We start from the raw sequence: 14,822 nt of genomic DNA, 5'->3' as shown, positions 1-14,822 counted from the left end.
CGATAGTGTCGGGGATAGTCGGCCAGCATGCAAGCAAACATTAACAGAGCGATAACACACATCAAAGCAGTGGATATTACGCGCTAGCTCACCTCAACCTCCATCGCCAGGTTCGTTGACTGGCCGGATTCCAGCATCACTAAACCGGGCATTCCCGCCTGGTTGTGCGCGTTGACCGGGTGCGTTTGAGGCTCCAGGCAAATAAACGGCTGGTCTGCCATTCTGAACACCATTAAATAAGGCGTAGGGCTGCGCAGGCAAACTCGCATGTCCGAATGCTCAATCAGGGCGAGCCCGCTCCAGCCTGAGTACCCCACGTTAAGCCATTTGTTCTCCGGCGTTTTGGCGCGGGAAAAATCAGTTTGAGGGGTGAACGTTCCTTCCCAGGCCAAAGGCAAATGACGTTCGCCTTCGGGCCAGAAGCCGCTGGCGGAAAACTGCACCCGGCTGCCCGGCTCCAGCGCAAAATACGGATGCAGCCCCAGGCCGTAAATCATCGGCTTATCGCCGGTGTGCGTTAACTCAAGCTGGGCTAACAGCCGGTTGCCCGCCAGCCGGTAGCTCAGATTCGCCAGATAGTGAAAGCCGCAGGCATGCTGGCGACACAAACTTAATGTCAAACGATCTTCATCGTGATGCTCAACGTCCCAACGCTTTAGCCAGCCGTCTCCGTGCAGAAAGAAATGCTCGTCGGCAGGGCTGTCAGGCAGCAAAATCCGCTCGCCGTGCAGCTGAAAGGCGTTCCCGGCAACCCGATTCGCCAGCGGCAGCATGGGAAACAGGGCCGGTTTAGCCGGATGAAAAACCGCTTTCCCGTGCGTCAGAGATTCAAAGCTGAGGACTGACGCCCCTTGCGGGGCGACGGCTAAACGGAGAAAAGCATTTTGCAGATGCAGCACGTCCATTAACGTAGCGCCTTTGCCGTAGGCGCTGGCGAGGCATGTACTCGCCCTTCGGCCAGCTGCTGCTCCAGCGCTTCAAGGCTCACGCCTTTGGTTTCCGGCACGAAACGACGCACGTAAATAAATCCAGCGGCGCAGATAACGCCATAAAGGAGGAAGCTACCGGATGCGCCCAGGCCTGCATTGAGCAGCGGGAAGGTGTAAGTCAGCAGGAAACAGGCCACCCACAGCGCTAATGTGCCCAGCGACATCGCCAGGCCGCGAACGCGGTTGGGGAAAATTTCCGACAGCAGCACCCAGGTCACCGGCGCCAGCGTCAGGGCATAGGTAGCGATAGCGGCCAGCACCAGAATCAGCACCGGCAACCCCAGAATGCCAAGGCCGTAAGCCGCACCAATCAGCGCATAGATAATGGTCAACCCTGCGGCACCGAACAGCATCAGTTTACGGCGACCGATTTTGTCCACCAGCGGCAGCGCGGCCACGGTAAACACCAGGTTAATCAAACCGGTAGCCACAATCGATTTCAACGTGCTGTTAATATCAAACCCGGCGGAGGCAAATATCTCCTGCGCATAGTTGAAGATGACGTTAATCCCGCACCACTGCTGGAACACCGCCAGCACCATACCAATCACGATGATCGGGCGAACCTTCGGCTCCCACAGCGCGGACCACGATACTTTTTGCGTGTCCTTGCTTAACGTTTCCTGAATATCTTTTAGCGTTTCATCGGCATAGCTTTTACTGCCGATGCGGCTCAGCATCTGGTGAGCGCGTTCGCTTTTCCCGGCACGCACCAGCCAGCGCGGTGATTCAGGCACAAAGAACATCAGGATCAAAAACGCCGCAGCAGGCACTACGCCCGAGCCAAACATCCAGCGCCAGCCCGCCTGTCCGTTCCAGCTCGCGCTGATTTCCTGCATCGTTGCGTGGCTGGCGACCGGTTCGGCGATCATCAGATTGATAAGCTGCGCCGCCAGCACTCCGATAACAATGGTGAGCTGGTTGACCGCGACAAAACGCCCGCGCTGCGCGGCCGGGCTAATTTCTGCGATATACATCGGGCTAAGCGCCGAAGCCAGGCCGATGCCCACCCCGCCGACAATACGCCATACAACAAACAGGTCGAAGTTGCTTGCAACCGCCGTGCCCCAGGCTGAGATGGTAAATAGCAGCGCGGCAATAATAAGGGGGATTTTGCGGCCAAACTTATCGGCGCACCAGCCGGAGAACAGCGCCCCGATAACACAGCCCACTAACGCGGAACTCATCGCCCAGCCGGAAACGGCCGGATCGGTAATCGAGAAATAGGCTTCGTAAAAAGGTTTTGCCCCGCCGATAACCACCCAGTCATAACCAAACAACAGCCCGCCACAGGCGGCCACCAGACAGATGGTCCAGACGTAACCCATGCGTAATTGCGATTGCATACGTTCCATGGTCGATCCTCATCTTGTATTTGTAGGGTAAGGGGCGGGCGCTCATCGTCGCCCGCGAATTATGGTTAGAACACGCCGGTACTAAGGGCCTGACGCAGCAGATGCGCTTTGTCGTGTGCCGGGTTAATCGCCAGCAATTCCTTCACCAGTTGATTGAACGTGGCGATATTCCCCAGGCCGAGTTGCCCAAGCGCCTCAACAAACAGACAATGCTGACGATGCTGCCTGCGCGAATCTCCGTTAAGCGCAATCAGGTCCGGCAGAGAAACGGCGAAGAAGTCGGCCTCAACCACGTCTTCCCTGTGCTCCTGAGCCCAGTCGATAAACGCCCTGAACTGCTGGTGAGCCACTTCGATCTCGCCCAGTTGCTTGCGGGCCATAGCCTGATAGAAGAGGTAATCCACCGGCTGATCGTTGTAATAGCGCCCAGCGGCTAAAGAGCTCCCGCCTTTCAACGCCTCGTGGTAGCAAGATTTGGCCAGCTCGTTACGCTGCTGAAGCTGCGCGCAGCGGCCAAGGAGATACCAGATATCGTTATCGGTTTGCCCGACCAGGCGACCTTCACCGAGGTTTTCCGGGTAGCTCAGCGCCTGTTGTAGCAATTCCTCCGCCTGGCCATATTTGCCGTCAGCCATGTTTGCGAGGGCACGACGCTGCTGGTTGATCAGATACTGCCCCGTCACTTTGCCTTCGCCCCCTTCCCACGGATGGAACTTGCGCTCCGCCAGGACGTTAGCGGCTTCGCCATGCTTGCCGTGAAGGTGCCACAGGCTGAGTAACTCGGCGGTCAGATCGTCACGCTTCAGCGCCACCTCACGTTTCGCCTCAAGGCGAGCCAGACGCTCATCCGACGAGCGGCCGTTCAGCTTAAGCAGGAAGTCGAGTTCGAACAGGAAGCGGGCATTCTCTGGCTCAAGCTCCACCGCACGTTGCAGCAGGGCTTCAGCTCGTTTCGCGTCCTGTTCTTTATTCCAGGCATGGATAGCCAGCACGCGCTGGACGGCGGCGAACTCCGGCATCTGCTCTACGCAGAACGCCCAGCAGCCAAGAGCTTCAGCGTAGCGGCGCTTGCTGTACCAGAAGCAGCCCAGCAGATATTGCGCAAAGCCATCCTGCGGCAAACGCATCAGCATCTGCACTTCATCCAGCGTGTTAGGGAAACGAACGCGGGCGGTAAATCTTTCGCGAGCCTGAGCCAGATAGCGCTGCTGTCGTTGCGGGTCGGATTCGAGCGAGGCCTGCCACAGCAGCGGCATGGCCTCCTGAGCATTGAGTACCGCCAGCAGCTCACGGGCGGCGGTTTCTGCGCCAAAGCTCATCAGCCAGCCGGCCAGCACGCTGGCGTTAGTGCCACGCTGCCCGGTGACCTGCAGCAGTTTTTGCTTGTCGCCTTCGTTTTGCGTAATGGCCCAGCGGGCATAATGCAGGGCATAGCTCAGCGGCCAGGCTGCCAGCTGCTGTTCAGTCCACGCCAGCGCGGCGTTTTTTTCACCCTGCTGATGCAGCGCCAGCGCTTTTAGCGCCATCGCAAGGTTATTAGAGGCGTTGAACTGCAGGCTTTGGGACACCAGCGTTAATGCGCGAGCGGTTTCCCCTTTGCGCATCGCCAGGCGTGCCAGGGCATAAAATGCTGCATCCCGGCAGTTGCCGCTCCAGCTTGCCTTGTAGTAATCGTCGAAGGCTCCTTCGTCGTCTCCCAGACGCTCTTTCGCCGAGCCTCGCAGCTGGCTGGCATCGCCGTTTTGCGGGTTTTTGTTCAGGCGATGGGCGCGTTTCAGCGCCGCATCGGCATGCTCTTTCGCCTTCTGCCAGTTACCCCGGTTAAATTCGAGCGTCCCCTGCGCGACGTTGCTGCGGTAATCGAGCGGATCAATGTCCAGCGCTCGCTGGTAGTAGTCGAAGGCCGAACGGCTGGCGTGAAGATACTGCTCCAGGTGCTGACCAATGAAATAAAGCTCGTCGCAGTTATCAATCTGTTCGGGCTTAGCCGGCGCCTGCGCCGCCTGCGGCAGAGGCAGCTCTTCAGCAATGTGCTCAAGGTAGCTCAGCAGCGCTTCGCCACGTTCGTTAAGCAAGGTGAGCGTTAACCGCTGTGGCCAGTCGTCCGCCAGCTGATGCTGCCAGGCTTCCGCCGGCTTCAGGCTCAACGGAGATTGCCATAGGATTTGACCATCGCTTTCAAGGCGCAGCGTGACCTGCTCCAGCGGGGAAATCGCATAGACGCCAAGCGCTAACTTCCCTTGCTGGCGTTCGAGCTTGATTGCCGCCTCGGTATTGGCATTTTGCAGCGTGCCCAGCTTGCTGTAAGGCAGGAAGTTTTGCACAAACACTTTTTCTTCAAACGGCGCCAGCCAGGTGAAGTCCGGCTGGTTGTCGGTGAACACGCCGGTCATTAGCTCAATGTACGGGCCGTTGGTGTCGGTCAGGTTGCGATCCCAGGCCAGGCCAAAGTCGCAGTTGCCCCAGGTCCACTGCTTTTTGCCCGGTGACACATGGTGATCGGCAATGTGCAGCAGCCCGCCCTGCTCGCCGTGGTGATAGGCCCCCACGAAATCGTAATCGGACTTATCGGCCATAAAGGAGGTTGGCACGGGAATATTTTTGTAGCGGGAGATGTCCACGCCTGCGGAGTAATCCACCTTGTAATAGGTGCCGTGGGCAATCGGGAAAGCGGAAACGTCGCGTTTGCCGTGGTCAAACACCGCGGTAACGTCCGGCGGGAACACGCTTTGGTGCTCGTCACCGCCCTTCACCGCCGGGTTAGCCCACCACAGGAAGTGGCGCGGCGTGGCGTTGCCGTTAAAGACTATACCGGTAATTTCAATCAGCGCTTTTTCAGGGTAAAGCGTAAAGCCGGTCATCACCTGCAGGCCGCGCATAGGTTCAACTTCACCCAGCCAGACGGTTTGCGCCCCGCTTTCGTGCTGCTGGAAGGTGACGTCCACCGGCATGAAGGTGGTCGGGCGGTGGTGCTGCGGCCAGTTAAATTCGATCCCGCCGGAAATCCACGGCCCCACCAGGCCAACCAGAGCAGGTTTTACCACCTCGTTGTAGTAAACGAAGTCGCGCTCCATCACTTTATCCCAGGCGCGATGAATTCGTCCGCCCAGCTCCGGCAGCAGCATGACGCGAATAAAATCATTCTCCAGCCATACCGCCTGATACTCACGCATTTCGCGCTTGCCGGTCAGCGTATCAATCACACCGTAAGGGTAAACCGCCCCGGAAGAGCCCTGGTAGACGCGATGCTCGAGGAACATCGGGTTAGGGTCTTCTGCGCCGGTGGTCCATGTGGGGAGTGAAATCGTTTCCTGCCAGACTTTTACCGCTCCGTACATAGCAACTCTCCAGTAAACAAATAATAGTGAATGGGGTGTTGCCAACAGTTTGAAACAGCCTCTTATGATTTAATCGCTTAATGCTCACGCAATACAGTTAACGAGGTTTAGTGAAATGCAGGAGTCAGGTCTCAACAATCAGCGGGTGCGCCAGCTCAATCGGCAAACCCTGATGAAGCTGGTATGGCGGCACAAGCGGCTGAGTAAATCGCAGTTTGCCCAGCATACCGGGCTGTCCATACCTGCGGTGAGCAACATCCTTGAAGAACTGGTGGAAGAGGGAAAGCTCAGCCATTCCAGCGAAAACCTCAGCAGCCGGGGGCTTAACGGCGGCAGCTATCAGATCCCACCGGAGGGGGATTACATTCTTTGCATGAACGTCACCCCCACCAGCATTGAAAGCCAGCTCTGTAGCGCGCAGCTCTCGCCAATAGAGGCGTTTGAACGTCGTTCAATTTCCGCCCCGTCTCCCCAGGCTTTATTAACCGTAATTGAAGCCATCTGGCATCAGCGGCGCAAAAGCTGGCCGAAGAAAACCATTAACCTTGCGCTGGGGATCCATGGGCAGGTCGATCCGGTTACCGGCGTGTCGCAGACCATGCCCCAAGCTCCGTGGCGCGAGGCGGTGGAAATTAAGTATCTGCTGGAAGAAAAGCTCGGCGTCACGGTGCTGCTGGATAACGACTGCGTGATGCTGGCGCTGGCGGAGAAATGGCAAAACGCCGGGAATCGGGAGGATTTTTGTGTGCTCAATGTCGACTACGGCATCGGCTCGTCGTTCGTTATCAACGGGCAAATTTATCGCGGCAATCTCTACGGCAGCGGACAGATTGGCCACACTATCGTCAACCCCGACGGCATGGCGTGCGACTGCGGCCGCTATGGCTGCCTGGAGACCGTGGCCTCGCTAAGTGCGCTAAAAAAACAGGCCCGCATCTGGCTCAAAACGCATCCCGAGGCGCAGCATCATGACCCGGAAAGGCTAACCTCCCGGCAGCTGGTTCAGGCGCTGCATGCAGGTGATGAAAGAGTGGCTCGCTGGGTGGAAGATTCAGCCAATGCGATTGGGCTTAGCCTGTATAACTTCCTTAATATCCTCAACATTAATCAAATCTGGTTCTATGGACGCAGCTGTGAGTTTGGTGACGGCTGGCTGAACACGATTAAGCAGCGCATCGGCTTTACACCGTTCGATCATGGCGATGCCTTAAACACTCATGCTACGCAGATAAATTTCGGCCAACTTACGCGCGCGCAGCAGGTCATGGGGATAGGGTATTTATATGCTGAAGCCGAGTTGATGGAATAAAACATTCACTAACACAAACAATATGGTAGAGACGTAGCGGCAATGGCAGGCTCGGGTTTTGTGTATTAACTTTAACTTGAGTCCACTACAGGCGAGCCCGCTATGAACACACTACGCTATTTCGATTTTGGTCAATCACGTTCTCTGATCCTGCTTATTGCTCGTATTGCGTTGATTCTGCTGTTCATTATTTTCGGCCTGCCGAAGATCAGCGGATTCAGCGGCACCGTTGAGTATATGGCCCATCTTGGTACTCCCTTACCAACGCTTGCTGCCACAATTGCGGTCTTTATGGAAGTCGTTGCCGCTATCCTGGTCATTATTGGGTTCTTTACCCGTCCGCTGGCCATTTTGTTTGTGTTTTATACCCTCGGGACGGCGATTATCGGCCACCACTACTGGAATATGACCGGCGACGCGGTGATGCCGAATATGATTAACTTCTATAAAAACATCAGCATAGCTGGCGGATTCCTGCTGCTTGCGGTCGCTGGTCCGGGCGCAATTTCCGTAGACAGGCGCTAAAAATCATCCATTACCCAGGCCGCTCGCGCGGCCTTTTTTATCGGTGACAAACAGCCGTACTATTTGGGGCAAAACATTTACAAAGTGTTCCACAAGACATCTCTCGATCGCATGAAATGCCGGCAACAGGCAACAAACGCATGGGAAACCTGCGCCAAAAAATGGGGCCTGAAAGAAACGGTAGTATCCCCGGCGGCAAGGCCGGTTCAAGCCAGACCTTGCTCCATAAATGCGAAAGGCTCCCAACCGGGAGCCTTTTTTCATTCCAGTTTAACGATTATGCGTAAACCGGGAAGCGGGCACAGATATCCAGCACTTTACTTTTAACGCGCTCAATGACCGCTTCGTCATTGATGTTGTCCAAAACGTCACACATCCAACCGGCCAGTTCTTTCACTTCTGCTTCTTTAAAGCCGCGGCGAGTCACAGCCGGAGAACCGATACGGATACCGGAAGTCACGAACGGGCTCTTCGGATCGTTCGGTACGCTGTTTTTGTTCACGGTGATATTGGCGCGGCCCAGGGCAGCATCCGCTTCTTTACCGGTCAGGTTTTTGTCCACCAGATCCAGCAGGAACAGGTGGTTTTCAGTCCCGCCGGAGACCACTTTGTAGCCACGGTTCAGGAACACTTCCACCATCGCTTTGGCGTTTTTGGCAACCTGCTGCTGGTAAACCTTGAACTCTGGCTCCATGGCTTCTTTCAGCGCTACGGCTTTCGCGGCGATCACGTGCATCAGCGGGCCGCCCTGCGCGCTTGGGAATACGGCAGAGTTCAGTTTCTTGTAAAGATCTTCGTCGCCACCCTTCGCCAGGATCAGGCCACCGCGTGGACCCGCCAGGGTTTTGTGGGTGGTCGTGGTCACAACGTGAGCGTGTGGAACCGGGTTCGGGTAAACGTCTGCGGCAATCAGACCCGCAACGTGCGCCATGTCAACGAACAGGTAAGCGCCGATGCTGTCTGCGATTTCACGCATTTTTGCCCAGTCAACAATGCCGGAGTAGGCAGAGAAGCCACCGATGATCATCTTCGGCTTGTGCTCTTTAGCCTGCTTCGCCATGTCTTCGTAGTCAATTTTACCGGACTCATCAATACCGTAAGGGATGATGTTGTACAGTTTTCCGGAGAAGTTAACCGGGGAGCCATGAGTCAGGTGGCCGCCCTGCGCCAGGTTCATACCCAGCACGGTATCGCCCGGCTGCAGCAGCGCGGTATATACCGCGAAGTTAGCCTGGGAGCCAGAGTGCGGCTGCACGTTTGCATAGTCGGCGCCAAACAGCGCTTTCGCACGGTCAATGGCCAGCTGCTCAACGATATCCACGTATTCGCAACCGCCGTAGTAACGTTTGCCAGGGTAACCTTCAGCATATTTGTTAGTCAGCTGAGAACCCTGAGCCTGCATCACGCGTGGGCTGGTGTAGTTTTCGGAGGCGATCAGTTCAATGTGCTCTTCCTGACGTACTTTCTCTTGCTCCATGGCCTGCCACAGTTCGGCATCGTAATCGGCAATGTTCATTTCACGCTTTAACATTCGCATCTCCTGACTCAGCTAACGGTAAAAATTTTACTGCAATGAGGGGGCCCTTTTGGGCGACGGGCAACAGTGTAAACCGAAACCCTTCCTGGTGATAGGGCTTGACAGAGGTTTTTACGCAAACGATTACCCAGGCATGAAATCAGGCTTTCAGGCAATAAAAGAAGCGTTATTTTGGCGGATATTTCTTCATCAACGAGATGCGTATTTTTCATGTTCTGTGACCTCAGTCGTTAACAACGATAACCCATTTACAACATAAGGCCATTTCTATAAGATGCATTTTAAATGCAATTTATACATTAAGCTGTTTATGGAGACCGCCATGCTAGACGCACAAACCATCGCTGTTGTTAAGTCGACTATCCCTCTGTTGGCCGCAACCGGCCCAAAACTCACCGCACATTTCTACGAGCGGATGTTCAGTCATAACCCTGAGCTGAAAGAGATCTTTAACATGAGCAACCAGCGCAACGGCGACCAGCGTGAAGCGCTGTTCAACGCCATTTGCGCTTATGCAACAAACATTGAAAACCTTGCCGCGCTGCTGCCTGCGGTAGAGAAAATCGCCCAGAAGCACACCACCTTCCAGATAAAGCCAGAGCAGTACAACATTGTTGGCGGCCACCTGCTGGCAACGCTCGACGAACTGTTCAGTCCTGGCCAGGAAGTGCTGGATGCCTGGGGCAAAGCCTATGGCGTTTTGGCTCAGGTATTTATTACCCGCGAGTCAGAAATTTACCAGGACAATGCGGCTAAACAGGGGGGCTGGGAAGGCACACGCCCCTTCACCATCGTTGAGAAAAAAGAGCAAAGTTCCCTGATAACCAGCTTTGAACTGATTCCTCTCGACGGCGGCCCGGTGGCGGATTATCAACCGGGGCAATACCTTGGCGTCTGGCTGAAGCCTGCCGGTTTTCCGCATCAGGAAATTCGCCAGTACTCTTTGACCCGCCAGCCGAACGGCAAAAGCTACCGCATCGCCGTTAAGCGTGAAAATAAAGGTATGGTCTCAAACTGGCTGCACAATCATGCTCAGGCGGGGGATCGCGTGCATCTTGCCTCACCGGCAGGTGATTTCTTTATGGACGTCAAACCAGAAACGCCGGTGACGCTGATTTCCGCAGGCGTTGGCCAAACGCCAATGCTCGCGATGCTCGACACGCTGGCCAACAGCGGCCATCAGGCGCAGGTAAACTGGCTGCACGCTGCCGAACATGGCGAGGTCCACGCGTTTAACGAAGAAGTGAAAGGGCTTGGCGCTAAGCTGCCGAAGTTTGAAAGCCATGTCTGGTACCGCGAGCCGTCCGCACTGGATCGTGAACAGGCGCGTTTTAACCGCACAGGGCTGATGAATTTGCTGGAAATTGAAGGGCAATTAAGCGACCCGGCGATGCAGTTCTACCTCTGCGGCCCGATAGGCTTTATGCGCTTTGCCGCGGAACAGCTGGTGAAGATTGGCGTGGATAAAGACAGCATTCACTATGAGTGTTTTGGCCCGCACAAGGTGATGTAGTTCAGTACTAATTCCCCTCACCCCAGCCCTCTCCCCAAAGGGGCGAGGGGGTAAAAAAAACCGTTTATGCCAAAGAGGCAAGTAAGTCGTTTTCCCCTCTCCCTTCCAGGGTGAGGGTAAAAACCTAAATCAAATCGCCGCGTCGTCTTCTTCACCGGTACGAATACGCACTACGCGTGCCACATCGAAGACGAAAATCTTACCGTCGCCGATCTTGCCGGTCTGGGCAGTACGAATAATAGTGTCCACGCAGGTATCAACGATGTCGTCGGTGACCACGATTTCAATTTTTACTTTTGGCAGAAAATCCACCATATATTCGGCACCGCGATACAGCTCGGTGTGGCCTTTCTGACGGCCAAAGCCTTTGACTTCGGTCACCGTCATGCCGGTAATACCTACTTCAGCCAGCGCTTCACGCACATCATCCAGTTTGAAAGGTTTAATAATCGCATCAATTTTTTTCATGGTATTACCGGTGTCCCCGCGCGGCGTCTCGTACTGTTAGTAATCGGTTGCTCACACTACCACAGCCTACTCTTTAAAGTCATTGGCCTCGAGTTCATGCCTGGCCAGTAATTTATAAAATTCGGTTCGGTTACGCCCCGCCATACGTGCCGCATGGGTGACATTCCCTTTGGTTATTTGCAGCAGCTTACGTAAGTAGTTTAGTTCGAACTGGTTACGCGCTTCGACAAATGTCGGTAATGCGGTGTTTTCACCTTCCAGCGCCTGCTCCACCAGCGCTTCACCGATCACCGGTGCCGACGTCAACGCCACGCACTGCTCGATGACGTTGACTAACTGGCGCACGTTACCTGGCCAGCTCGCCGTCATTAGCCGTTTCATGGCGTCGGTAGAAAAGCTGCGAACAAACGGCTTATGCCGGTCAGCGGACTGGCGTAATAAATGATTCGCCAGCAGTGGGATATCCTCAGCGCGTTCATGCAGCGCAGGTATCTTCAGGTTTACGACGTTCAGACGATAGAAGAGATCTTCACGAAACTCACCGCGCTCCATCGCCTTAGGCAGGTCGCGGTGCGTGGCGGAGATAATGCGCACGTCAATGTCCAGGTCGCGGTTACTGCCCAGCGGCCGAACTTTCCGCTCCTGCAGAACGCGCAGCAGCTTAACCTGAAGCGGAATCGGCATATCGCCGATTTCATCGAGAAACAGCGTCCCGCCTTCAGCAGCCTGGAACAGCCCTTCGCGGCTGCTGACCGCGCCGGTAAACGCCCCACGCGCATGACCAAACAGTTCTGACTCCAACAGCTGCTCCGGCAGTGCACCACAGTTAATGGCGATAAAGGCTTTTTTACTGCGCGGACTGGCGTTGTGTATTGCCTGAGCCAGGATCTCTTTCCCGGTACCGCTCTGCCCGTTAATCAAAACGCTAACGTCGGACTGTGCCACCATACGCGCCTGCTCCAGCAAGCGCTGCATAATCGGGCTACGGGTCACGATGGTGTCCCGCCACATGTCATCCCCGGCAATCACCGTGTGCTCCAGCGCATTGTCGATCGCCTGATAAAGCGCGTCCCTGTCTACCGGCTTGGTCAGGAAGCTGAACACGCCCTGCTGGGTGGCGGCTACCGCGTCAGGAATCGAGCCATGTGCGGTCAGAATGATCACCGGCATGCCAGGCTGACCTTTTTGGATCTCCGCGAACAGCGCCATGCCGTCCATTTCATCCATTTTAAGATCGCTTATCACCAGATCGATTTTTTCACGCGCCAGGACCTTCAGCCCCTCAGCACCACTTTCTGCCGTTGAGACCGTATAACCTTCGCTGGAAAGACGCATCCCTAACAGCTTTAAAAGTCCAGGGTCGTCATCCACTAACAATAAGCGCGCGGGTTTCCTCTGCGTCATGGTTTTGCCTCCTGCTGCGGTTTGTCTGTAGCGCTGCTGGCGTCGTCATCGTTGTCATCAGAGCTGTGTGTATCGGGCACAAGGCTGCTCCCCGGTTTTCGGCTCGATAGCTGACGTTCGATATCGGTAAGATTTTCCAGCTTGCGCGTCGTGAGATCGAGTTGACTCCGCAGGCGTTGCTGCTGCTCACGTAGCGTATCCAGCTCGCCGTCTGTTGATTGCTGAAGTTTGCTATAGCGCGTGCGCTCATCCGACAGTTTGAGCAGGGAAGACTGGCCATCCCGCCAAATCTCAAACAGCGAGCGAACCTGCGCCGGTACTTCATTGGTCATGCTGTCGAGCTGGGTCATGTAGCGGCGGCGCTCGGTCGGCGTAATTTTCGCCGTGGACAGCAGAATGCCGCGCCTGAACGTATCCTGCCAGGTTTCCGCTGGCCACTGACGAGCTTCCGCACGCGCTTCAGCCGGAGGCAGGCGTTGAGCACAGTCCATTCCACGCAGCCAGTAAAGCGGGTTGCTGATAACATCATGCCCCGTCAGCGCCCATATTTCAGTACAGTCCGTGGACAGGTAGTCTGGAATTTGTTGCTCCGGTATATGCAGTTTGTGGGCCTCATTAAGGCTGCTTGATACGGTTGCGGGCGCGCAGCCTGTGAGTAACGCGGCACCAGCCACTGCGCCGGATACCCAGCAAAGAAGACGAGGCAATGCCCCACGGCGTAGATCACGCAATAAAAATACATTCATCGTTTTAATCATTCTCAGGGAAAACCGGTAATTCGATACGGAAACACACTTCCGCGCTGTTATCGTTAATCAGGCTAAGTTTTCCGTTCATACGTCGAATGCAATCCCTGGCGATACTTAGCCCCAGGCCACTTCCCTTTACTGAGCCCTTCCGCTGGTGACTTCCCTGGTAGAAAGGCTCAAAAATCATCTCTTGTTCCGCTGCCGGAATCGGTGCACCGGTATTAGCAACCTCAATATACAAAGTCGCACCAGCCTGCGAACTGCGTAGGTAAATGGTACCGGATTCACTGCCATAGTGCACAGCATTGGAGTAGAGATTGTCCAGCACGCTCATCAGTAGCGTAGGCTCCGCAAGGCAAGCTTTTGGACTTAATTGAATCTCGGTATGCATCATTTTAGCTCGTGCCGGAAGGCTGTGAGCAGAGATAACCATTTCCGCAATCGATGCAACATCAACCCTTTCCAGCGATACGGCTCCGTCGGCCAGTTTGCGATTGTAATCCAGAAGTTGCTCAATCAGTCTTTGTAAGTGGCGACTGCTGCTATCGAGTATTTCAACCACCTCTTTCTGATCGGCATTCAGCGGCCCGGCGACCTGATCGGCCAGTAACTCCGTTCCCTCTCGCATACTGGCAAGCGGGGTTTTTAATTCGTGAGAAAGATGGCGCAAAAACTCATGGCGCTGGGATTCAAGCCAGGAAAGACGTTCACTCAGCCAAACAATGCGCTGCCCTACGGAACGCAGCTCCCTGGGCCCTTTAAATACCTCGCGGTTATCAAGCGTTCGCCCTTCCCCTAGCCGATTGATCATGCGCTCAATACCTTTTACCGGGCCGATAATCATACGGGTAAAGATGATAACCAACCCAAAACTGAGCAGAAACAGCACCAGAGCCTGCCAGCCGAAAAACTGGCCTCGTTCGGCGATTTCCTGCTGCAACTGCTGGCCACGGGAAAACACCACCGTGCGTGTTGCCTGAACCATTTCGGCATTCGCCGAGGCGAACTGCTCAAGCTGGTTAGCTGCGACGGATTCCGGCCCGCTGTTTTTACATTTCAGTTCGGCAAGGTCGCTTAAAGACTGGCTAAGCGACTCGTACATTTTAGGATCGGGTAATACGGAAGAATGTGCTTCAAGCATTTGTGCATAGCGCTGGCGCTGGCCCAGGTATAGCTGGGCAAGACGTGAATCATCCAGCACGCAGTACTGTCGGTAGCTGCGTTCCATCTCCAGAGCAATATTGGTCATCGCTTCACTGCGTCGAGCGTCGATCAGCGTGGTGCGGTTGGTCAGGGCGGCCTGAGCACTTAACGCATTCAAACTCTGCCACGCCTGCCAGGCAAGCACCAGCAGCGGCACCAGAACCAATAAGAAGGCCATCATGACTAGCTGGCGCAAAGATCGAGGAAAAAAATGCCACTGGTTCAATAGCTTCATCTCACATTACCTGAATGACACGATGCTAGCCGCGATTGCGCGTGGTGGAAAGGTGTGTTTACCAGAAACAGGAAAGGCAGGGTCAAAAACCCTGCCTTTTCTTTAGAATTAGGCGGCGCCTTACTCAACGTTTCGCCCGGAGCATGATAAGCCCGAAGGCAGTTATCAAAAATTGGACGGCAGGCACCTTTTTGTGC

At 55.2% G+C, this 14,822-nt stretch carries 11 protein-coding genes; 3 read left to right on the top strand and 8 right to left on the bottom strand.

Annotated features, from left to right (window positions below):
- Window positions 1–83: 83 nt before the first annotated feature.
- The 3 genes from VGM55_RS09325 to VGM55_RS09315 form a co-directional block, all read right to left on the bottom strand.
- Window positions 84–905: an aldose 1-epimerase gene (locus VGM55_RS09325; RefSeq protein ID WP_331635306.1), complete on the bottom strand. Its 822-nt coding sequence runs from the start codon at window positions 903–905 to the stop codon at window positions 84–86.
- Window positions 905–2,344: a sugar porter family MFS transporter gene (locus VGM55_RS09320; protein WP_154187909.1), complete on the bottom strand. Its 1,440-nt coding sequence runs from the start codon at window positions 2,342–2,344 to the stop codon at window positions 905–907. Before VGM55_RS09320 ends, VGM55_RS09325 begins: the two co-directional genes overlap by 1 nt.
- Before the next feature lie 65 nt (window positions 2,345–2,409).
- Window positions 2,410–5,682, bottom strand: a complete 3,273-nt coding sequence (locus tag VGM55_RS09315) for a DUF5107 domain-containing protein (protein WP_331635305.1) — start codon at window positions 5,680–5,682, stop codon at window positions 2,410–2,412.
- A 115-nt stretch (window positions 5,683–5,797) separates the two neighbouring features.
- Here VGM55_RS09315 and VGM55_RS09310 point away from each other — a divergent pair, with 115 nt between their 5' ends.
- Window positions 5,798–6,991: an ROK family protein gene (locus VGM55_RS09310; protein ID WP_331635304.1), complete on the top strand. Its 1,194-nt coding sequence runs from the start codon at window positions 5,798–5,800 to the stop codon at window positions 6,989–6,991.
- Window positions 6,992–7,093: 102 nt separating this feature from the next.
- A complete protein-coding gene (locus tag VGM55_RS09305) occupies window positions 7,094–7,516 on the top strand; it encodes a DoxX family protein (RefSeq protein WP_154187912.1) in 423 nt (140 codons plus the stop codon).
- Window positions 7,517–7,793: 277 nt separating this feature from the next.
- Here the strand turns inward: VGM55_RS09305 and glyA are convergent, their stop codons facing one another.
- Window positions 7,794–9,047 (bottom strand): serine hydroxymethyltransferase, encoded by a 1,254-nt coding sequence (gene glyA / locus VGM55_RS09300; RefSeq protein WP_154187913.1) that lies wholly within the window; start codon window positions 9,045–9,047, stop codon window positions 7,794–7,796.
- Between the two features lie 328 nt (window positions 9,048–9,375).
- Here glyA and hmpA point away from each other — a divergent pair, with 328 nt between their 5' ends.
- Window positions 9,376–10,566, top strand: coding sequence for an NO-inducible flavohemoprotein (hmpA, locus tag VGM55_RS09295; protein ID WP_331635303.1), 1,191 nt, complete (start codon window positions 9,376–9,378; stop codon window positions 10,564–10,566).
- A gap of 129 nt (window positions 10,567–10,695) precedes the next feature.
- Here hmpA and glnB read toward each other — a convergent pair whose 3' ends face one another.
- The 4 genes from glnB to VGM55_RS09275 all read right to left on the bottom strand — a co-directional run bounded on the left by glnB (window position 10,696) and on the right by VGM55_RS09275 (window position 14,625).
- Window positions 10,696–11,034 carry a nitrogen regulatory protein P-II gene (gene glnB, locus VGM55_RS09290; protein WP_002438074.1) on the bottom strand — a complete coding sequence of 113 codons (339 nt, stop codon included), beginning with the start codon at window positions 11,032–11,034 and terminating at the stop codon, window positions 10,696–10,698.
- A 66-nt stretch (window positions 11,035–11,100) separates the two neighbouring features.
- Window positions 11,101–12,438, bottom strand: coding sequence for a two-component system response regulator GlrR (glrR, locus tag VGM55_RS09285; RefSeq protein ID WP_331635302.1), 1,338 nt, complete (start codon window positions 12,436–12,438; stop codon window positions 11,101–11,103).
- Window positions 12,435–13,196, bottom strand: coding sequence for a two-component system QseEF-associated lipoprotein QseG (gene qseG / locus VGM55_RS09280; protein ID WP_331635301.1), 762 nt, complete (start codon window positions 13,194–13,196; stop codon window positions 12,435–12,437). Before qseG ends, glrR begins: the two co-directional genes overlap by 4 nt.
- The gene (locus tag VGM55_RS09275) at window positions 13,189–14,625 is read right to left on the bottom strand and encodes a sensor histidine kinase (protein WP_414648231.1); all 1,437 of its coding nucleotides are present in this window, start codon (window positions 14,623–14,625) and stop codon (window positions 13,189–13,191) included. The genes qseG and VGM55_RS09275 overlap by 8 nt, the downstream gene beginning before the upstream one ends.
- Window positions 14,626–14,822 lie beyond the last annotated feature (197 nt).

Origin of the sequence: Cedecea sp., from assembly GCF_036500665.1 — a bacterium.
GTDB lineage: Bacteria > Pseudomonadota > Gammaproteobacteria > Enterobacterales > Enterobacteriaceae > Cedecea.
Note: the sequence above shows the minus strand (reverse complement) of the source record. Positions and strands in the feature narration are given on the sequence as shown.